This is a genomic window from Candidatus Reidiella endopervernicosa, from assembly GCF_013343005.1.
Lineage (GTDB): Bacteria > Pseudomonadota > Gammaproteobacteria.
This window is the reverse complement of the sequence record NZ_CP054491.1, coordinates 2,330,503-2,351,056: the sequence shown is the minus strand read 5'-3', so window position 1 is coordinate 2,351,056 and position 20,554 is coordinate 2,330,503. Positions and strand designations below refer to the sequence as shown.

Annotated in this window: 18 protein-coding genes; all 18 read left to right on the top strand. The window is 52.0% G+C overall.

Translation table 11 applies throughout. The features are described from left to right. Window positions 1–210: 210 nt before the first annotated feature. The 18 genes from rpsB to tilS all read left to right on the top strand — a co-directional run bounded on the left by rpsB (window position 211) and on the right by tilS (window position 20,550). Entirely contained in the window at window positions 211–999 is a 789-nt protein-coding gene (gene rpsB / locus HUE57_RS12980; protein ID WP_078482941.1) for a 30S ribosomal protein S2, read from the top strand. An 86-nt stretch (window positions 1,000–1,085) separates the two neighbouring features. Continuing rightward, window positions 1,086–1,964: a translation elongation factor Ts gene (tsf, locus tag HUE57_RS12975; RefSeq protein WP_078482942.1), complete on the top strand. Its 879-nt coding sequence runs from the start codon at window positions 1,086–1,088 to the stop codon at window positions 1,962–1,964. A gap of 151 nt (window positions 1,965–2,115) precedes the next feature. Next, window positions 2,116–2,835 carry a UMP kinase gene (gene pyrH / locus HUE57_RS12970; protein WP_078482943.1) on the top strand — a complete coding sequence of 240 codons (720 nt, stop codon included), beginning with the start codon at window positions 2,116–2,118 and terminating at the stop codon, window positions 2,833–2,835. Window positions 2,836–2,846: 11 nt separating this feature from the next. Further along, window positions 2,847–3,404: a ribosome recycling factor gene (gene frr, locus HUE57_RS12965; RefSeq protein ID WP_078482944.1), complete on the top strand. Its 558-nt coding sequence runs from the start codon at window positions 2,847–2,849 to the stop codon at window positions 3,402–3,404. A gap of 50 nt (window positions 3,405–3,454) precedes the next feature. Beyond that, window positions 3,455–4,225, top strand: coding sequence for an isoprenyl transferase (locus HUE57_RS12960; RefSeq protein WP_078482945.1), 771 nt, complete (start codon window positions 3,455–3,457; stop codon window positions 4,223–4,225). Further along, window positions 4,218–5,072: a phosphatidate cytidylyltransferase gene (locus HUE57_RS12955; RefSeq protein ID WP_172840164.1), complete on the top strand. Its 855-nt coding sequence runs from the start codon at window positions 4,218–4,220 to the stop codon at window positions 5,070–5,072. Before HUE57_RS12960 ends, HUE57_RS12955 begins: the two co-directional genes overlap by 8 nt. Beyond that, window positions 5,069–6,253, top strand: a complete 1,185-nt coding sequence (gene ispC / locus HUE57_RS12950; RefSeq protein ID WP_078482970.1) for a 1-deoxy-D-xylulose-5-phosphate reductoisomerase — start codon at window positions 5,069–5,071, stop codon at window positions 6,251–6,253. The genes HUE57_RS12955 and ispC overlap by 4 nt, the downstream gene beginning before the upstream one ends. Window positions 6,254–6,256: 3 nt before the next feature. Next, a complete protein-coding gene (gene rseP, locus HUE57_RS12945; RefSeq protein WP_078482947.1) occupies window positions 6,257–7,621 on the top strand; it encodes an RIP metalloprotease RseP in 1,365 nt (454 codons plus the stop codon). A gap of 63 nt (window positions 7,622–7,684) precedes the next feature. Further along, the gene (gene bamA, locus HUE57_RS12940; RefSeq protein WP_078482948.1) at window positions 7,685–9,964 is read left to right on the top strand and encodes an outer membrane protein assembly factor BamA; all 2,280 of its coding nucleotides are present in this window, start codon (window positions 7,685–7,687) and stop codon (window positions 9,962–9,964) included. A gap of 21 nt (window positions 9,965–9,985) precedes the next feature. After that, window positions 9,986–10,501, top strand: a complete 516-nt coding sequence (locus HUE57_RS12935; protein ID WP_078482949.1) for an OmpH/Skp family outer membrane protein — start codon at window positions 9,986–9,988, stop codon at window positions 10,499–10,501. A gap of 21 nt (window positions 10,502–10,522) precedes the next feature. Next, entirely contained in the window at window positions 10,523–11,530 is a 1,008-nt protein-coding gene (gene lpxD, locus HUE57_RS12930) for a UDP-3-O-(3-hydroxymyristoyl)glucosamine N-acyltransferase (protein ID WP_078482950.1), read from the top strand. Between the two features lie 63 nt (window positions 11,531–11,593). Next, window positions 11,594–12,043, top strand: coding sequence for a 3-hydroxyacyl-ACP dehydratase FabZ (fabZ, locus tag HUE57_RS12925; RefSeq protein ID WP_078482951.1), 450 nt, complete (start codon window positions 11,594–11,596; stop codon window positions 12,041–12,043). Then, window positions 12,040–12,810: an acyl-ACP--UDP-N-acetylglucosamine O-acyltransferase gene (gene lpxA / locus HUE57_RS12920; protein WP_078482952.1), complete on the top strand. Its 771-nt coding sequence runs from the start codon at window positions 12,040–12,042 to the stop codon at window positions 12,808–12,810. Before fabZ ends, lpxA begins: the two co-directional genes overlap by 4 nt. Before the next feature lie 29 nt (window positions 12,811–12,839). Then, window positions 12,840–13,985, top strand: a complete 1,146-nt coding sequence (gene lpxB / locus HUE57_RS12915; protein WP_078482953.1) for a lipid-A-disaccharide synthase — start codon at window positions 12,840–12,842, stop codon at window positions 13,983–13,985. Beyond that, entirely contained in the window at window positions 13,982–14,587 is a 606-nt protein-coding gene (gene rnhB / locus HUE57_RS12910) for a ribonuclease HII (RefSeq protein ID WP_078482954.1), read from the top strand. Before lpxB ends, rnhB begins: the two co-directional genes overlap by 4 nt. Window positions 14,588–14,652: 65 nt before the next feature. After that, window positions 14,653–18,171, top strand: a complete 3,519-nt coding sequence (dnaE, locus tag HUE57_RS12905; RefSeq protein WP_078482955.1) for a DNA polymerase III subunit alpha — start codon at window positions 14,653–14,655, stop codon at window positions 18,169–18,171. Window positions 18,172–18,248: 77 nt separating this feature from the next. Next, window positions 18,249–19,205, top strand: coding sequence for an acetyl-CoA carboxylase carboxyl transferase subunit alpha (accA, locus tag HUE57_RS12900; RefSeq protein ID WP_078482956.1), 957 nt, complete (start codon window positions 18,249–18,251; stop codon window positions 19,203–19,205). A gap of 13 nt (window positions 19,206–19,218) precedes the next feature. Beyond that, window positions 19,219–20,550: a tRNA lysidine(34) synthetase TilS gene (gene tilS, locus HUE57_RS12895; RefSeq protein ID WP_078482957.1), complete on the top strand. Its 1,332-nt coding sequence runs from the start codon at window positions 19,219–19,221 to the stop codon at window positions 20,548–20,550. Window positions 20,551–20,554: the final 4 nt, after the last annotated feature.

The following is a 20,554-nucleotide window of genomic DNA, read 5'->3' as shown; positions in this document are numbered from 1 at the left end:
TGTGTTTGTGTGGTTTTTGCGTGACGGGCTGAACTGGCCCTGAATCGCATCTCCACGTTGTTGTTGTGCGCTGGGTATGGTATAAATCGCGCGCCTTTTAGGCAAATTCGAACATAAATCGACAACAGGTTGTTGCAGGGTGCCCGAATCAACTACGGGTTGCACGGCCAGATTTATGTGAGTCCCAACCCAAACTGGAGAAATTAAGTAATGTCAAAAGTAACAATGCGTGAAATGTTGGAGGCCGGTGTTCACTTCGGTCACCAGACCCGCTACTGGGATCCCAAGATGGCTCCCTACATTTTCGGTCACCGTAACAAGATCCATATCATCAACCTCGAGCAGACCCTGCCGTTGTTCAATGATGCGGCCAATTATATCGGTAGCATCGCTGCTCGTAAGGGTAAGGTTCTATTTGTCGGCACCAAGCGTGCGGCACAGAACGCGGTTAAAGAGCACGCCGAGCGTTGTGGCATGCCTTTCGTAAACCATCGCTGGCTCGGTGGCATGCTGACCAACTTCAAGACCATCAAGCAGCGTGTTAAGCGCCTGAAGGATCTTGAGGCGATGGAGCAGGACGGAAGTATCAGTCGCTTCAGTAAGAAGGAAGCACTGGTCCTGAAACGTGAGCAGGAGAAGCTTGAACGCAGTCTGGGTGGTATCAAGAACATGGACTACCTGCCTGACGCACTGTTTATCGTTGATGTTGGCTATGAGAAGAACGCGGTAATGGAAGCGGTCAAACTCGGTGTTCCTGTCATTGGTGTCGTTGATACCAACAATAGCCCCGATAATATCGACTACGTTATTCCTGGTAATGATGATGCGATCCGTTCTATTCAGCTCTACACCGCTGGTATGGCTGACAGCATCATGGATAGTCGTGCCGCAGACGTTCAGCAAATGACTAAGTCTAGCGACGAGTTTGTTGAGGTTCAGGAGGAGGCTGAGGCTGAGGTCGAGGCGGAAGCGGGTGCAGAAGAAGCAGCCAAGGGCTGATTATTCGATCTGAATATGTGCAACCGGTCGTTCTGACCGGTTGCTTTTCTACAGAGTTATTACGTTTTATATAGAGGTAAATAGTTATGGCAATCACTGCAGCACTGGTCAAGGAACTGCGCGAGCGTACCGGTTCCGGCATGATGGAGTGCAAGAAGGCACTGGTTGAAACCGATGGCGATATCGATGCCGCTATCGAGAACATGCGTAAGAGTGGTCTGGCCAAGGCCGACAAGAAGGCGGGTCGTACCGCCGCAGAAGGCATGATTGTTGTTAAGAAGAGTGATGACAGCAAAAAACTGGTGATGGTTGAGGTCAACTGTGAAACCGACTTCGTTACCAAGGGTGATGATTTCAATAACTTTGCAAGTGCCGTTGCTGAGGCCGTTCTTGCCAATATGCCTGCCGATATGGATGCACTGCAGGCAGTGACGATGGCTGATGGCGTGTCTATTGCTGACTCGCTCAAGGCGATGATCGCCAAGATCGGTGAGAACATGAGTGTGCGTCGCTTTGCGACCTTCGAAACCAGCAACGGTCATCTGGCTAGCTATCTTCACGGTGGCCGCATTGGTGTGGTTGTTGAGATGGAAGGTGGTGATGAGGCGCTGGCTCGTGATGTTGCGATGCACGTTGCAGCAAGTCGTCCACAGTGTGTCTCTGAGGCCGATGTCGATGCTGACGTGATCGAGAAAGAGAAGGCAATCTTCAGCGCTCAGGCTGCTGAGAGCGGTAAGCCAGCCGAGATCATCGAGAAGATGGTTGTTGGTCGTATCAATAAGTTCCTTAAAGAGATCACCCTGCTGGGACAGCCCTTTGTTAAGGATCCCGATCAGACCGTTGAGAAGCTGCTGGGCGGTGCGAGTGCTAGCGTAATCCGTTTCGAGCGTCTTGAGGTAGGTGAGGGTATCGAGAAGAAGGTCGAGAACTTTGCTGATGAGGTCATGGCCCAGGTTAAGGGTTAATGATCTAAAGGGTTGTATGGAACGGTGCATTCTGGTCGTTTCATACCATCCTTAAAGTTTTTAGGTGGGGTCGCATAGCGACCCCATTTTATAGGAGGCTCATGAACCTGGGTGAGCAATACAACGATATTACGATTCTGCTGGAGCACCGATGTCTGAAAACGAGCTGACCTATAAACGACTACTGCTGAAACTGAGCGGAGAGGCCCTGATGGGTTCCGGTGACTACGGTATTGATAACGCAGTTATCGAACGTGTTGCTGGTGAGATTCGCGATATTGTTAAACGCGGTGTAGAGGTCGGTCTGGTGATAGGTGGGGGCAATATCTTCCGCGGAATCAGTCTCTCGGCATCGGGTATGCAGCGCTCGAATGCTGACTATATGGGTATGTTGGCGACAGTAATGAATGCACTGGCAATGCAGGATACGCTTGAGCGCATCGGCGTCCCAGCCAAGGTGATGTCTGCAATTCCGATGGCTCCCGTTTGTGAGGCATTTGATCGGCGTAAGGCACTTGCAGCGATGCAGGCCGGTGAGGTCGTGCTATTTGCGGCGGGCACGGGTAATCCCTATTTCACTACCGATTCAGCGGCTAGTCTGCGTGCCATCGAGATTGGCGCCGATATTATGCTTAAGGCAACCAAGGTCGACGGTGTCTACTCAGACGATCCGATGAAGAATCCAGATGCTGAACGCTACGAAACGCTCAGTTATGACGAAGTGGTTGAGCGCAAGCTAGGCGTCATGGATACCACGGCTGTGGTGCTCTGTCGCGATCAACAGATGCCATTGGGCGTATTCGATATTAATAATGAAGGTGCTTTGATGAAGATCGTCTCTGGCGAGCGCATCGGCACCATTGTTCAATAGGAGAGGTTTTCATGATTGATGAACTGAAGCAGGATGCCACGACCCGCATGGGGAAGAGCATTGAATCACTGAAAAATGAACTGACCAAGATCCGAACTGGCCGTGCACATACCAGTCTGCTCGATCACGTGAAAGTAGAGCTCTATGGTCAGCTGATGCCGTTGAGTCAGGCTGCAACTATTACAGTGAGTGATTCACGCACCCTTTCAATTACCCCATGGGACAAGGGTAATACCAAGGATATCGAGAAGGCGATTGCCACCTCCGATCTCGGCCTTAATCCGATGAGCGCGGGTGAAGTGATTCGTGTGCCGCTACCTCCGTTGACTGAGGAGCGTCGTAAGGACATGATCAAAATCGTCCGTGGCGAAGGCGAAGCTGCCAAGGTGGCGATCCGAAATATCCGCCGCGATGTGTTGAGTGATATCAAGGATCTGCAGAAGGAGAAGGAGATCTCTGAGGATGATGAGCGGCGTGCACAGGATGATGTGCAGAAGATCACCGACAAACATACTGGTGAGGTTGATAAGCTGCTCGAGATCAAAGAGAAGGATCTGATGGAGATCTAAAGGATCTTCATAAATCACAATAAGTATGGAAAGAGAGTCATAAATAGAAGATGAACGACTCTGTCGAACAACCCGACTTAGAACGACTGGGTAGTGCCGTGCCGCGTCATGTTGCCATCATCATGGATGGCAACGGTCGCTGGGCAGAACAGCGTAAAAAAATGCGCTTCTCAGGACACAAGGCCGGGGTTGATTCGCTACGGCAGGTGGTTCGGTGCTGTAGTGATAAAGGCATTAAAGCGCTTACAGTTTTTGCCTTCAGTAGTGAGAATTGGCGACGACCTAAAGAGGAAGTCGGCCTGCTGATGGATCTGTTTTTGATCAGTCTGCGCCGTGAAATAAAACGACTGCATAAAAATAAGGTTCGCATGAACTTTATCGGCGATATCTCTGCCTTCCCGAAGAAATTACAGAAAGAGATTGCAGCTGCACAGGAGCTGACAATCGAAAATAGTGGTTTGACCTTTACCATTGCCGTTAACTACGGCGGAAGATGGGATATCACTGAAGCGATGCGTGGAGTCGCTCGGGAGGTTGCTGAAGGCAATCTTGCACCCGATGCGATTACCTCCGAGCATATCGAACGTTACCTCTCGCTCCGAGAGCTTCCTGAGCCCGATCTCTTTATCCGTACTGGTGGAGAGATGCGTATCAGTAATTTTATGCTGTGGCAGCTCGCCTATTCAGAACTCTATTTTACCGACACCTTGTGGCCAGATTTTAAAACTGAAGCGTTTGCGTCGGCACTCGAGTCGTTTGCCAATCGCCAACGTCGATTTGGAATGACCGGTAATCAGGTGGAGCAGATCAAGGGTGCTTAAACAGCGTCTGATTACAGCAGCTGTCCTCATACTGATTGCCTTCGCCGCTATCTTCGGCCTCAGCTCGTCACAGCTCTCCATACTATTTGCAGCGATTGCGCTTGCAGGAGCGTGGGAGTGGGGGCGTCTGATTGGTCTTGAGCGTCCTCTTGCCAAACTGGCCTATCTGATCCTGTTGATTCTACTGCTCTATGCCGGATGGACGCTTTCTGAAATACCTGTTCTGGTAACGAATCTACTTATCGCAACCGCAGTTGTCTGGGTTGTGATAATTGCAGCGATTGTTCGTTATCGGGGTGAGAGCGGTGTAACCGTTGTGACGCGCCTCTTTCATGCTGTCGCAGGTCTCTGGCTACTCAGTTCTACCTGGCTTGCATTACTACTAATTCACCGCGGGCAATTCTCTCCTGTCGTTGATGAGACGCTGCCCAGTGGTGCGCTTTCGCTACTCTATATGCTTACCTTGATCTGGGTGGCTGATAGTGGTGCCTACTTCTCTGGAAGACGTTTTGGAAAGAACCGTCTTGCGCGTTATGTAAGTCCCGGTAAGACCCTCGAGGGCGCGTTCGGTGCACTGTTGGCCGTTTCAATTTGGGCGCTTCTTGGAGCCTATCTCTTTGGTCTAAATATTGAGCAGGGTCTGTTGCTCGTTGTTGTGAGTTTGATAACGGCTCTCTTCTCGATTGCTGGAGACCTTTACGAAAGTCTGCTTAAACGACGCATCGGTCTTAAAGATAGTGGACAGCTGTTGCCGGGGCATGGCGGTGTGCTGGATCGAATCGATAGTCTACTCGCGGCAGCCCCCATCTTTCTGCTCGGTCTGTCTCTTCTGGGAGGGAAGTGGTGATTTCAATCACGGTTCTTGGAGCCACCGGTTCGATTGGTGTAAGTACGCTTGATGTATTAGCGCGCCATCCGGAGCAGTACCTTGTCTATGCCCTTACGGCTAATCGTGATGTGGAGCGACTCACTGAGCAGGTTGTTCAATTTAATCCCCGCTACGCGGTAATGGCCGATTCTTCATCTGCAGAGCGACTTGTGGGTAAGCTTGCAAGTCTTGATGTCGATACTGAAGTACTCTCGGGTGTCGAAGGTCTTGAGCGAGTCTCATCCGCTGCAGAGGTTGACTATGTGATGGCAGCGATAGTTGGGGCAGCCGGATTGATGCCAACCCTTGCAGCGGCACGCGCTGGTAAACGGGTGCTGCTCGCCAATAAAGAGGCGTTAGTCATGTCAGGTCATCTCTTTATGGAAGAGGTGAAGGCTAATGGTGCCGAGTTACTGCCGATCGATAGTGAGCACAATGCAATTTTCCAGAGCATGCCGCAGAACTTTGTGTCGGGTCTGGAAAAGGTTGGCGTGAATAAGATATTGCTGACGGCATCGGGTGGACCATTTCGAACCATGCCGATTGATCAGCTCCACGATGTGACGCCTGACCAGGCCTGTGCACACCCGAACTGGGAGATGGGTCGAAAGATTTCGGTCGATTCGGCGACGATGATGAATAAAGGATTGGAGGTGATAGAGGCCTGCTGGCTCTTTCATACCTCACCAGAGCTGATACAGGTAGTCGTACATCCTGAGAGCGTGATCCACTCGATGGTGCAGTATAACGATGGTTCCGTGTTGGCACAGCTAGGCAACCCGGATATGCGCACACCTATAGCACATGCTCTGGCATGGCCAGATCGAATCAGCTCCGGTGTGGAGAATCTCGATCTGTTCGCGATTGCACAACTCAACTTCGAACAGCCCGATCTCGACCGTTTCCCCTGTCTACGACTCGCCTACGAAGCGATCAGTACGGGAGGCACGGCACCGTCGATATTGAATGCTGCTAATGAGGTTGCGGTTGATGCCTTCCTTGGAAAGCAGATTCGTTTCACCCAGATACCGCAGTTGATCGAATCGGTACTCACTGAGATCAGCGTCACAGCCGCCGATTCGCTTGATCAGGTACTCGCTGCGGATAGTGAGGCCAGAGCGTGCGCCACTGAGAGGGTGTCTGCCGAAGTGCAGCGCTAGGATATGAGTCAATTGCTCGTATCGATCGCCTCATTTGTTCTTGTTGTTGGTGTGCTGATTACCGCACACGAGTTTGGCCACTTCTGGGTGGCCCGTCGTCTCGGTGTGAAGGTGTTGCGTTTCTCTATCGGCTTCGGCAAACCCCTTATCAAGTGGCAGGGCCGAGATCAGACCGAGTATGTGGTCGCTGCGATTCCGTTGGGTGGCTACGTCAAGATGCTCGATGAGCGAGAGGGTGAGGTCGATCCTCAAGACCTGCCACAGGCCTTTAACCGAAAATCACTTCCGGTTCGTTCGGCCATTGTCGCAGCAGGGCCGGTCTTCAATTTTATTTTTGCGATTTTCGCTTACTGGCTGATGTTTATGCATGGTGTCAGTGGGGTGCGACCTGTTATTGGTGATGTGGCCCCGCAGACGATCTCATCTGCTGCTGGTTTTATCAGTGGTGATGAGATTCGCACCATTGACGGTTCCAGTATTAACTCCTGGGAAGAGGCTCTCTTCACGCTGCTAGAGGCGACGGTCAAGGGCGAGGCGGTAAATGTTGAGGTGATTCGCCCCGAGGTTGGTCTCCTAGAGCGGAGACTGGATCTCTCCCGCGCCCCTGATGCCCTTAAAAAAAGCGATCTATTGAAGAATCTCGGTCTGAGCGTTTGGCGACCAGAGATACCTCCGTTGATTGCATCGCTCGAACAGAATGGCCCTGCTGAGCGGGCTGGCTTTCTTGCCGGTGATCGAATCTTATCAGCGAACGATCTGAGCTTTGAGGGATGGAGCGAGTGGACGAAATATGTCCGTGAGCGCCCTGAATCGCTGATCAGGGTTGTGGTTGAACGAGGTGGTGAGTCGGTTGAACTTGCACTCAAATTGGGTAGAAAGGGCGCGCGCTGTGCTGAAGGCTACGGGTACATGGGCGCCTCGGCCAAGGTGCCAGTGGGATACGGAAGTAATCTTCGTATTGAAACGGCCTATTCACCGCTTGATTCCGCCAGCCGGGCACTTACTCGCACCTGGGATGTCTCACTGCTGACGGTGAAGATGATTGGTAAAATGCTGTTGGGCGAGGTGTCGCTGAACAACCTGAGCGGACCGGTAACAATTGCAAAATACGCCGGCGAATCGAGCAGAATTGGTTTGTCGGCACTGCTTGGTTTTATGGCGCTGGTTAGTGTCAGCCTCGGTGTGCTGAATTTACTGCCAATTCCCGTTCTCGATGGTGGGCATCTACTCTATTACCTTGTAGAATCCGTCAAGGGATCGCCCCTGTCAGAGGAGGCTCAGCTTGCCGGTCAACGATATGGCATCGCTGCACTGCTACTGCTGATGATGTTGGCGCTCTATAACGATCTTGTCAGGCTTATCTGTTGAATAACAGGGGCTTATCGGCAAGGGTTGGAAGCTTTTTAACTAATAATCAACAATGGTTTGGTAATGACGATATTTAGGCGTTTTCTGCTTCTTCTACTGCTCCCAACCACCCAGGTATTCGCGGTAGAGAGCTTTGAGATCAAAGATATTAGGGTAGAGGGACTGCAGCGCATCTCGGCAGGCACGGTATTTAACTACCTGCCGGTCAAGGTCGGCGACCAGCTTAACGACTCCAGCTCCAGTGATTCAATCAGGTCACTGTTTAAAACCGGTTTTTTCAAAGATGTTCGTCTTGAGCGTGAGGGCGACGTTTTAGTGGTCTTCGTGGTGGAGCGCCCGGCGATCTCAGACGTCAATATCAGTGGCAATAAGGATATCGAGACCGAACAGCTGCTCGAGGGCCTGAAGCAGGTCGGTCTGGCCGAAGGTCGTGTGTTTGACCGCTCACTGCTGGCCAAGGTGGAGCAGGAGCTGCAGCGCATGTACTTTGCGCGCGGGAAGTATGGTGTGAAGATTCAGTCCACCATGACCCCGTTGGAGCGCAACCGTGTTGATATCAATATCGATGTCTCCGAGGGGCGTGCGGCACGTATCAAGGAGATCAACATCATCGGCAATGAGGCGTTTGATGATGGTGACCTGCTCGATGAATTCCAGCTCAGCACCTCGACGATGTTCTCTTTTTATACCAAATCAGACCAGTATTCTCGTGAGAAGCTGAGTGCCGATCTGGAGATGCTGCGCTCGTTCTACCTCAATCGCGGATATATCAATTTCGTGATTAACTCGACTCAGGTCTCCATTACACCCGACAAGAAAGATATCTATGTCACCATCAATCTCACCGAGGGTGATGTCTATACAATCAGTAGTGTGAAAATGGCGGGTGATCTCGTGGTTCCAGCTGAGGAGCTTCTACCTCTGGTTAAGATCGACAATGGTGAGACCTTTTCACGGAAGAAGACCACCACTGCCTCGAGCGCAATCAGTGACCGCCTTGGAGATGATGGTTACGCCTTTGCCAATGTGAATACCATTCCCGATATCGACAAGGAGAAGAAACAGGTCGCATTGACCTTCTTTGTTGATCCCGGCAATCGTGTCTATGTCCGACGCATTAACTTTATTGGTAATACCAAGACCAAGGATGAGGTGTTACGTCGCGAGATGCGCCAGATAGAGGGTGGCTGGATTTCAACCTCGAAGGTCAACCGCTCACGTATTCGACTACAACGTCTCAACTACTTCGATCGTGTCAATGTTGAAACACCCGCAGTACCGGGGAGTGCGGATCAGGTCGATGTAAACTTCTCAGTTGATGAGAAACCTTCGGGTAATCTGATGGCGGCGGTCGGCTACTCACAGACTCAGGGTGCAATTTTCAATGCCAGTATTACCCAGGATAATTTCCTGGGTGAGGGCAAACGGGTTTCTCTCGCCTTCAACAACAGTGACGTCAACACCGTATACAGTCTCTCTTACCTCGATCCCTACTTCACCATGGACGGGCTGAGTCTCGGTCTGAATGCGAGTTATAAAGAGACCGACGCGGAAGAGGCAAACATTTCGAGTTATACGACCGATAGTAAGGGCCTCGGTATCACGATGGATATCCCAATCAATGAATACGATACCGTCTCATTGGGCCTCTCCTATGAGAACCTGGCCGTACATACTGGGCCCTACACCTCAACAGAGATTACAGATTTCCTAGCCAATGAAGGTGATGTCTTCGATAACGTCTCGCTACGTCTGGGTTGGGCACACGATACCCGTAATAAGGTGGTCTTCCCGACGGAGGGAGGGCTGCAGAGTTTGAATGCAGATATCACTGTTCCGGGACTCGATCTTGAGTACTACACACTCTCATATCGCCATAACCGTTACTTCCCAATTGCCAAGCACCTGACCATGGCGATCAAGGCTAATGTTGCCTATGGCGAGAGTTATGGAGAAACGGAAGAGTTTCCCTTCTTCCGAAACTACTATGCGGGTGGTATACGTTCTATTCGTGGTTTCAGAGACAACACCATCGGTCCACGTGACTCAAGTAATAATCCCTTGGGTGGCAATCTGAAACTGGTGGGTAATGGTGAGCTGATCTTCCCATTTCCCTTCGCACTCGATAGCAATACTTTCCGCATGAGTCTCTTCGGTGATATCGGTAGTGTCTACGGTACCGTGCAGGACTTTGATGCCGAAGAGCTACGCTACTCGGCGGGTGTTGCCGCTACCTGGCTTTCACCGCTTGGGCCCATGAGCTTCAGCTACGCATTTCCCTTTAACGACAAGAGCAGTGATGAGACTGAGTCATTCCAGTTCACACTGGGCTCAACCTTCTAGAATTAAAACGAGGATTCTGCTTTGAAAAAGATCTCCGCACTATTTGTTTCACTCCTGATGCTTGCAGCGACCACAGGTACCGCCTGGGCTCAGGAGTACAAGGTTGGTTTTGTTAATACGGCGAAACTGCTTGAATCCACCCCACACGCCAAGGCGGCAAGGGATCTGCTCGCTAAGGAGTTCAAGTCTCGCGATGAGCTGCTTGTCTCCGGAAAGAAGGCGCTGAGTAAAGATGAAGATATGCTATCCAAAGATGGAGCAATCATGAGCGAATCAGCGCGCCGTGACCTTGAACGCTCTATCCGTGACCAGAAACGCGATCTGAAGAGAAGCCAGGAGGAGTTCCGTGAGGACTTCAATATTCGTCGTAATGAAGAGCTGAGAAAACTACAGCGAACTGTGTATGACGCAATCACCGCAGAGGCGAAGAGTCAGAAGTTCGATATCGTGATGGGCGAGGGTGTTATTTTCGCGAGTACTCGTGTCGATCTGACTGAAGCGGTGATGAAACGCCTCAAGGCAGAGTTCGGTAAATAATCAGTAGCAGGGTCGGTAGCCGTGTCATATACACTGGGTGAGCTTGCGGAGCTGACAAATGCCGAGCTCCGCGGCGATCCCTCCCGGTCAATCTCCGCGATAGCAACATTAAATAACGCGGGGCCGAATCAACTCTCTTTTTTTACAAACAGTCGCTATCGACAGGAGCTTCTGAATACTACGGCTGAGGCCGTGGTGATTTCATACCAGGAGGTCGATGCCTCGCCTGTTGATGCGTTGGTGGTTGATAATCCACGTGCCATCTACGCACAGATCGCAAAGCTTCTATACCCTGAGCCACAGGCGTCTGCTGGCTGTCATCCATCGGCCACTGTCAGTGATGATGCAACCATTGATCCGACAGCCTCGATTGGTGCCAACTGTTTTATCGATCGAGGGGCAAGTATTGGTGCGGGTGTGCAGATAGGTCCGGGTTCTGTCATCAGTAAGGGCGTCGTGGTAGGTGCAGCCAGTAGGCTGGTGGCAAATGTCACCCTCTGTGATGGCGTATGCATTGGTGAACGAGTGCTACTCCACCCAGGAGTTGTTATTGGTGGTGATGGTTTTGGTCTCGCCAACAACAATGGCGTCTGGGAGAAGGTGCCGCAGATTGGTTCGGTAACAGTTGGCGACGACGTTGAAATTGGAGCCAATACCACGGTTGATCGTGGTGCGCTAGAAGATACCGTGATCGAAGAAGGAGTGAAGCTCGATAACCTGATTCAGGTCGCTCACAACGCCCATATCGGTGCGCACACCGCAATTGCTGCATGCACCGGTATCGCAGGATCGGCCAAAATTGGAAAGCGCTGCACTATCGCCGGTGCAGCAGTGGTAGTTGGTCACATTGAGATCGTCGACGATGTGCATATTAGCTGCATGTCAGTGGTTACCAAGAGTATTCGTCATCCGGGTAGCTACTCATCAGGATCACCTCTGCAGGAGAGCGGGGAGTGGCGAAAGAATGCCGTTAGAATGAAGCAGCTCGATGCAATGGCGCGTAAAATCAAGGCGTTGGAAGATCGCTGAGCGTGGTATTATGGCTCGTTTCAGCCACTAAACACGTGATAACAACAGAAAAGGATTGGTGTCTTGGAAACTATAGAAATTAATGAGGTGATGAAGTTACTTCCTCACCGCTACCCATTTTTGCTGATCGATCGCGTGCTCAATATTGTTCCGGGCGAAACACTGACTGCGCTCAAAAATGTGACGGTTAATGAACCCTTTTTCCCGGGCCATTTTCCACAAAAGCCGATTATGCCGGGTGTACTCATCCTTGAGGCAATGGCTCAAGCAACAGGGCTACTAGCGTTTCGTACAGAGGAGCAGCCGGAGGAGCGTAATACGCTCTACTATTTTGTTGGTATCGACAAGGCTCGTTTTAAAAAACCGGTTGGACCGGGTGATCAACTGATCCTGACGGTCAATCTGCTTCGGGTTAAACGTGGTATCTGGGTGTTTGATGCCGTTGCAAAGGTCGACGATGCTGTCGTGGCGACGGCTGAGATTATGTGTACAGAGAGAGAAATTGAATCTTGATTCACCAAGCAGCGATCATTGATCCAAATGCAAAGCTGGGCAGTAATGTTTCGGTAGGACCCTATTCGATAGTTGGTGCCGATGTTGAGATCGGTGATGGGACCACGATCGGTCCTCATGTAGTGATCGAGGGGCCCACAAGAATTGGTGCTGAGAACAAGATCTATCAGTTTGCCTCACTTGGTGGTGACCCGCAGGACAAGAAGTATGCCGATGAGCCAACCCTTCTGGAGATAGGTGATCGCAACGTCATTCGTGAATATTGCACCTTCAGTCGAGGGACAACCCAGGGCGGTAATCTCACCAAGCTTGGTGACGACAATTGGGTCATGGCCTATGTACACATAGCGCACGACTGCATCGTTGGAAATAATACAATCTTTGCCAACGGCACCTCACTGGCGGGACACGTCACCGTCGATGACTATTCAATACTTGGCGGATTCACACTGGTTCATCAGTTCTGCTCAATCGGTGCTCACGCCTTTTGCGGGATGGGCAGTGCGATTGCCAAAGATGTGCCGCCCTTTGTAATGGTCAACGGAAACCCTGCACATCCGCACGGTCTTAACTCAGAGGGACTCAAGCGTCGTGGTTATAGTGCTGAAGCGATGTCGACGCTGCGCAAGGCCTATAAGGTCCTTTACCGCTCCGGCCTGGGACTTGGTGAGGCGATACGCGTACTCGAAGAGATGTCTGCAGCCTGTAGTGAGCTGAATATTCTCATCGAGTTCCTACAGCGCCAGACCCGTGGCATCGTCCGCTAATCACAGAAGCTGATCAGTTTCACACAGCGATGTTACGTATTGGAGTCGTAGTCGGAGAGGCATCGGGTGATACACTCGGCGCCGCCTTGATGTGTGCGCTGCAACAGCGAATACCGAATGTTGAATTTGTAGGTATTGGTGGTCCAAAGATGGTGGCGCTGGGTTGCAACTCACTCTACCCGATGGAACGCCTCTCGGTAATGGGTATCTCAGAGGTGTTTGGTCGTCTCCGTGAACTGCTCTCTATTCGTGCTGATCTGGTGAAGTACTTCATTGCTGATCCGCCTGATCTATTCATCGGTATCGATGCACCCGATTTCAATCTAACTCTTGAACGCAAACTCCGTGAGCGAGGTATTAAGACCGCGCACTATGTCAGTCCATCCGTCTGGGCATGGCGACAAGGGCGAGTAAGGAAGATTGCACGTTCTGTTGATCTGATGTTGACGCTGTTTCCCTTCGAGAGCGCCTTTTACGAATCTCATTCGTTACCGGTTCGTTTTGTTGGTCATCCACTAGCCGATCAGATACCTCTTGAAGTTGATCGTCACGAAGCGCGAGAGAGGCTTGGTTTACCAGCGGAGGCCAGCATAATTTCCCTGCTTCCGGGCAGCCGTATGAGTGAAGTGTCGCGACTCAGTGAACTCTTTATCGCTACGGCGAACTGGTGTGACAAACAGCGAATGGGTTTGAAGTTTGTGGTGCCACTGGCAAATACGAAGATACGAACATACTTTGAAACTGTGCTGAAACAGCGTGCTCCCGGTCTCGAAATCGAACTATTTGATGGGCAGGCCTCACAGGTAATGGCTGCTTCGGATGCGGTACTACTCGCCTCTGGAACCGCTTCATTGGAAGCGATGTTGATCAATCGGCCGATGGTGGTCGCCTATCGCCTAGCCAAGTTAACTAATTTTCTGCTCTATGGGATTGGCATGTTGAAAAGTAAATATGTTTCATTGCCCAACCTGCTTGCCGACAGTCCACTGGTTGAAGAGTTTATCCAGGATGCAGCGACGCCTGACTCCCTTGGTGGTGCCTTATTGCGTCTGCTCGATAGTGAGATCGGGAAAAAATGTGAGCTTGCGCAGCAGTTTAATCGGATTCATCAGTCACTGCGGCTCAATGCGAGTGAGAGTGCAGCCGATGCGCTTTTGGAGTTAATGCACTCATGAGTGATCAGATAGAACTGATCTTTGCGGCTGACACAAAGCTGGTTGCAGGTGTCGATGAGGTTGGGCGTGGTCCACTCGCAGGTCCTGTGGTGGCTGCGGCTGTTATTCTCGATCCAGAACAACCCATTGAGGGGTTGGCTGACTCGAAGAAGTTGAGTGAAAAGCGCCGAGAGATACTGGCCGAAGAGATACGTGAAAAGGCACTTGCCTGGGCATTGGGGCGGGCCGAGGTGGCAGAGATCGATGAGATCAATATTCTACAGGCGAGTCTGCTTGCAATGCGTCGCGCTATTGAACAACTTGATCCACTCCCCGAGCACGCCTTGATTGACGGAAATAAGTGTCCAACACTGTTGCCCTGTAGTGCTGAGTCGATTGTTAAAGGTGACAGCAAAGTTGCATCGATCAGTGCTGCCTCGATACTGGCCAAGGTTAGCCGCGATCACGAGATGGTTGAGATGGATCGCATCTATCCCGGTTACGGGTTGGCGGGTCACAAAGGTTATCCCAGCAAGAAACATCTACAGGCACTTGAGGAGCTAGGAATTACTCCGATTCACCGTCGCTCCTATGCGCCGGTACGGCGTCTGCTTGAGTCTTAAATCAGATCCATATTGAGTGCTGTCAAGCCTTGAAAGAGTCGGGGTAATCCCGGAAACTTCATCTCATGACTCCCCCCTTTGTCCATCTACGTACCCATACTGAATACTCGCTTGTCGACGGTATCGTGCGCATCAAGCCGTTGGTTAAATCCGTGGCAGCCGCAGGGATGGCGGCAGTTGCGGTCACCGATCAGAGCAATCTATTTGCAATGGTCAAGTTCTATCGTGCGGCTCTGGGTGCTGGTATCAAACCAATCGTTGGTGCTGATGTCTGGATTGAGGGTGATGAAGAGAGCGGGGCGCCGAGTCGACTAGTGCTGCTGTGCAAGGATAGTGAGGGGTATCTTAATCTCTCAGAGCTGATATCGCGCAGCTATACGGAAGGGCAGGTGCGTGGTATCCCGATCCTGAAAAGAGCTTGGTTCGAAGGGACAACCGCAGGACTAATCGCACTCTCCGGTGGGCGAGAGGGAGATGTTGGGCAAGCACTGATAGCCGGTAATCAAACGCAAGCCAATGAACTGCTGATGGCTTGGCAACGACTCTTTCCCGATAGCTACTATCTCGAACTGCAGCGAACCGGAAGGGCCGATGAGGAGCGCTATCTGCACGCCGCCGTAGAGCTGGCGATGCAGCATCGTCTGCCAGTGGTGGCCACCAACGATGTCCACTTTCTTAAGCAGAATGACTTTGGAGCACACGAGGCACGCGTCTGTATTCACGATGGACGTACTCTGGATGACAAACGACGACCCAAACGTCATTCAGAACAGCAGTATCTGCGTTCACCAGAGGAGATGGCGGAGCTTTTTTCCGATATTCCTGAGGCGATAGCCAACAGTGTTGAAATAGCCCGACGCTGTAATCTCGAATTGAATCTGGGTACGCCGGTTCTACCCGACTTCCCGATCCCCCCCGGCATGACTGAGGCGGAGTTCTTCCGAGAAGAGTCACGGCAGGGACTTGAGCAGCGTCTTGAGCGCATTTTCGATAAAGCGTCTGCAGACTTCGCAGAGCTTCGCAAACCCTATGATGAGCGCCTTGAGATCGAACTCGACGTTATCAATAGCATGGGTTTCCCCGGTTACTTCCTGATCGTTGCTGATTTTATTCGATGGGCGAAGGAGAACGATGTACCGGTCGGACCGGGACGTGGTTCGGGTGCCGGTTCACTGGTTGCCTATGCACTGACGATTACCGATCTTGATCCGCTTGAATATGACCTGCTGTTCGAGCGATTCCTTAATCCCGAACGTGTCTCGATGCCTGATTTCGATGTCGACTTCTGCATGGAGGGACGCGATCGGGTTATCGACTATGTAGCCGAACACTATGGCCGTGAGAAGGTCTCGCAGATCATTACCTACGGTTCGATGGCGGCCAAGGCGGTCGTGCGTGATGTAGGTCGTGTGCTCGGGCACCCCTACGGTTTTGTCGATCGCATCGCCAAGATGATTCCGTTTGAGATCGGTATGACGCTGGAGAAGGCGCTTGAGGAAGAGGAGTTCAAGCGCGCCTATCAGGATGAGGATGAGGTGCGTGCCCTGGTCGATCTGGCGCGAGCGCTAGAGGGTTGTGCAAGAAACGCCGGCAAACATGCTGGTGGTGTTGTCATCGCCCCTTCCAAGCTGACCGATTTCTCTCCGCTCTACTGTGAAGAGGGCGGCGGTAATCTGGTTAGCCAGTTCGACAAGGATGATGTGGAGGCAGTGGGGCTGGTCAAGTTCGACTTTCTCGGTCTGCGTACCCTGACCATTATCGATTGGGCGCTGAAGACGATTAATCGCAAGCGCGTAGCGAATGGCGAGGAGCCGGTCGATATCAGCGCGATTCCACTTGAGGATGAGAAGAGTTTTAAACTCCTTAAGGCGTGTCAGACCACAGCCGTTTTCCAGCTCGAATCACGTGGTATGAAGGATCTTATCAAACGTCTTCAACCCGACTGTTTTGAAGATATTATCGCGCTGGTGGCGCTATTTCGCCCCGGTCCACTGCAGTCGGGCATGGTTGATAACTTTATCGATCGTAAACACGGTCGTGAACCTGTCTCCTATCCCGATGCGAAATATCAGCACGAATCACTAAAGCAAATTCTCGATCCAACCTACGGCGTTATTCTCTACCAGGAGCAGGTCATGCAGATCGCTCAGGTACTGGCCGGGTATAGCCTCGGCGGTGCCGACATGCTGCGCCGTGCGATGGGTAAGAAAAAGCCCGAAGAGATGGCCAAGCAGCGTACCGTGTTTGCCGAGGGTGCAGAGCAAAACGGTGTCGATTCAGTGCTGGCGATGAAGATCTTCGACCTGGTAGAGAAGTTCGCCGGTTACGGTTTCAATAAATCGCACTCGGCTGCCTATGCATTGGTCTCCTACCAGACCATCTGGCTCAAGACCTACTATCCTGCAGCCTTTATGGCGGCGGTGCTATCTGCTGATATGGATAACACAGATAAGGTAGTAACGCTGATTGAAGAGTGCCGCTCCATGGAGCTGGAAGTAACACCACCCAACGTTAATTTTTCAGAGCACGCCTTCTCCGTTACCGATGAGAACGTCATCGTCTATGGTCTTGGCGCTATCAAGGGGGTAGGTGAGGCGGCTATTGAGGGGATCGTTGCCGAACGTCTTGATAATGGTCTCTATCAGGATCTATTCGATCTCTGCCGTCGTATCGATCTGCGTAAAGCGAACAAACGCGTCATGGAGTCCCTAATTCGTGCCGGTGCCTTTGATTGTTTTGAAGGGGTGAATCGTGCCTCACTGATGGCGCAGTTGCCTGATGCACTTAAAGCGGCCGATCAGCACGCTAATAATGAGAGCGCAGGCATGGCGGATCTATTCGGTGGAACCAACGAGGATAGTGCAGCCCCCGTTACCCTTGTGACACTACCTGAGTGGGATGATGAGCAGCGGCTACAGGGCGAGAAAGAGACCTTGGGACTCTATCTGACTGGGCACCCGATAGAACGTTACGAGGCCGAAATAGAGCACTTTACCAGTGGACGAATCGAGAAGTTTGTCGGTGATGAGATGACGCCACCCGCTGGTGGTCAGGGCGGCGGTGGTCGACAGCGTGAGAAAATTGTCATGCTGGCGGGGCTGGTTGTCGGTATCCGAATGATGAACACGCGCCGAGGCAAGATGTCTTTCATCACACTTGATGATCGAACCGCCAGAATCGAAGTGCAGCTCTTTGATGACGACTACCAGAAGTATCGTAATATCCTCAATAAAGACCGAGTGCTGGTGGTTGAAGGCGGTCTTAGCTATGACGACTACTCCGGTGGTTTTCGCATGAAGGCACGAGAGCTGTTCGATATTGAACAGGCGCGTGAGCGCCACGCGAAACATCTGATGATTCACCTCGATTCGGCACGAATGGGGGAGGGGGTGGTCGATTCGATCGCTGCTGCACTGCGTCCTTTTACCGAAGGGCGCTGTAAGGTCTGTATCGACTACCTGCGCAGTGATGCCCGTGGTCCACTGACTCTGGGAGATGCGTGGAGTGTCCATCCGAGCGATAATCTACTGCATCGGCTGCGTGAGGTTGCCGGAACCGAATCGGTGACGGTTGAGTACGGCTGAACTGGCTTGCATCTGATTGGTGCAGCAGGTAACTTGAGCGCAGCGCATATTACAGAACAGAATTAAGAAGCGACGTTATGGACTTGAATTTTCTAGATTTTGAACAACCTATCGCTGAACTTGAGGCGAAGATTGAGGAGCTCCGTTTCGTTGGAGAAGACAACGAAATCGATATCGATAAGGAGATATCCCAGCTTCAGTCCGAAAGTCAGGCACTGACGGCCCGAATTTTTAGCTCGCTTGATGCTTGGCAGGTATCCCAGCTGGCACGTCATCCGCAGCGTCTCTATACCCACGACTATATCGAAAAGATTTTCACCGATTTCCAGGAGTTGCACGGCGATCGTGCCTTTGCTGATGACCCGGCAATAGTTGGAGGTGTGGCTCGTCTTGATGGACGCCCGGTGATGGTGATTGGCCATCAAAAGGGACGTGATACCAAAGAGAAGTTGCATCGTAATTTTGGCATGCCGCGTCCCGAGGGCTACCGTAAGGCGCTTCGCCTGATGAAGATGGCAGAGCGATTTGAGATGCCGATCTGCACCTTTATCGACACCCCCGGTGCCTACCCCGGTGTTGGTGCTGAAGAGCGTGGTCAGAGTGAGGCGATTGCTCGTAATCTGTTTGAAATGTCGACTCTGAAAACGCCAATTATCTGTACGGTTATCGGTGAAGGTGGCTCGGGCGGTGCGTTGGCTATCGGTGTGGGCGACTGGGTGATGATGTTGCAGTACAGCACCTATTCGGTTATCTCTCCAGAGGGTTGTGCCTCAATCCTTTGGAAGAGCGCCGAGAAGGCCTCAGATGCTGCTGAAGCACTGGGTATAACCTCGGAACGACTCAAAGAACTTGGGCTGATTGACCAGATTATCGGTGAGCCACTCGGTGGCGCGCATCGTGATACCGATGCGATGGCTGATAGTCTCAAACAGGCGCTGCTCTCCAGCCTTGATCGTATTGAAAACAAGTCGACCGACGATCTGCTCAGTGATCGATACGACCACTTGATGCGTTACGGTGTCTTCAAGGAGTAGTCACGGCAGCCGCATGGAACTCACTCCGGCAGCACTCCAACACTTCCTCAAGCAAACAGCAGGCACGCACCGCTACTGGATTGCACTCAGTGGCGGAATCGACTCTTCTGTTCTGCTTCATCTCTTGTCGCAATGCAGCTCTGAAATGGCTGCGTCCTCGCTACGCGCCGTGCATATCGATCACCAGCTTCAGCCTGAATCTTCCGGATGGGGTGTAATGTGTCGTGATATGGCCAGTTCGCTCGGTGTTGAATATCACGAAATCAAGGTCGAGGCACACGCTTCAAAAGGCGAGAGTCCAGAGGCGGCCGCTCGCAATGCCCGATACGCAACGTTGGAATCACTGATTGAGCCGGGAGATCTACTGCTCACTGCGCACCATCAGGAGGACCAGGCAGAGACGCTGATGCTGCAGCTAATGCGTGGCGCTGGGCCGAAGGGCCTTGCTTCGATGCCAACTACTACTCCCTTTGGTCGAGGAGAGCTGTTTCGACCGCTGCTTGAGTTTTCACGAGCAGAGCTAGAGGCGTATGCCGCTAAACATCAATTGAGCTGGATCGATGATCCAAGCAACGGTGATACCGGTTTCGATCGGAACTATCTTCGTCATGAGATCATGCCCTTGCTGCAGCGTCGCTGGCCGGCGGTTGCCAGAACGGTGTCACGATCTGCGAGCAACTGTGCCGAGGCATCAGACCTTCTCGATCAACTCGCTGAATTAGATCTGCAGGGAGTTCAGCGTCGCGACACGCTGCTTGTCAGTGAGCTCAATCGGCTCTCGGACTCTCGACAACGGAATCTGATCCGATTCTGGGTTGCCAGCCACCATCTACCGTTACCCGATAGCCGGCGTCTGGATGCGATCATGCAGCAGTTGCTACCGGCGAAAGAGGATGCGATGCCCTTGGTCAAGTGGCGTGGTGCGGAGGTCAGACGCTATCAGGGACGTCTCTATCTAATGCAGCCGCTTGCAGAGGCACCTGATAGAGCGCTGTCACTGGTTTGGCACCAAGAGAGTGTCATTGAACTGCCGCAGTCACTAGGTACATTGCAGATTCAGAAGGTGACGGGTGAGGGAGTCGCAGTTGCTCATCTTGAGCGCTGCGAGCTGAGCGTCTCATTTCGTCGTGGAGGTGAATACTGCAAAATTTCAGGCCATGCTCATCACAGAAAACTCAAGCAGCTGCTGCAGGAGCTGGGCGTACCGCCCTGGCAGCGAGGGCGGATTCCGTTGATCTACCTCGATAATGAGTTGGCAGCGATCGGCGATCGCTGGATCTGTGAACCATTCCAGGCCCAAGTCGGTGAATCGGGTGGAAAAATCGTCTGGAACAGCCCTTTTTAATTGA

Coding starts and splice junctions, on each gene's coding strand:
- frr (WP_078482944.1), top strand. CDS start 2,847: ATGATTGATGAACTGAAGCAGGATGCCACGACCCGCATGGGGAAGAGC.
- rseP (WP_078482947.1), top strand. CDS start 6,257: ATGAGTCAATTGCTCGTATCGATCGCCTCATTTGTTCTTGTTGTTGGT.
- rnhB (WP_078482954.1), top strand. CDS start 13,982: ATGAGTGATCAGATAGAACTGATCTTTGCGGCTGACACAAAGCTGGTT.
- HUE57_RS12960 (WP_078482945.1), top strand. CDS start 3,455: ATGAACGACTCTGTCGAACAACCCGACTTAGAACGACTGGGTAGTGCC.
- dnaE (WP_078482955.1), top strand. CDS start 14,653: ATGACTCCCCCCTTTGTCCATCTACGTACCCATACTGAATACTCGCTT.
- tilS (WP_078482957.1), top strand. CDS start 19,219: ATGGAACTCACTCCGGCAGCACTCCAACACTTCCTCAAGCAAACAGCA.
- tsf (WP_078482942.1), top strand. CDS start 1,086: ATGGCAATCACTGCAGCACTGGTCAAGGAACTGCGCGAGCGTACCGGT.
- lpxB (WP_078482953.1), top strand. CDS start 12,840: ATGTTACGTATTGGAGTCGTAGTCGGAGAGGCATCGGGTGATACACTC.
- bamA (WP_078482948.1), top strand. CDS start 7,685: ATGACGATATTTAGGCGTTTTCTGCTTCTTCTACTGCTCCCAACCACC.
- rpsB (WP_078482941.1), top strand. CDS start 211: ATGTCAAAAGTAACAATGCGTGAAATGTTGGAGGCCGGTGTTCACTTC.
- pyrH (WP_078482943.1), top strand. CDS start 2,116: ATGTCTGAAAACGAGCTGACCTATAAACGACTACTGCTGAAACTGAGC.
- accA (WP_078482956.1), top strand. CDS start 18,249: ATGGACTTGAATTTTCTAGATTTTGAACAACCTATCGCTGAACTTGAG.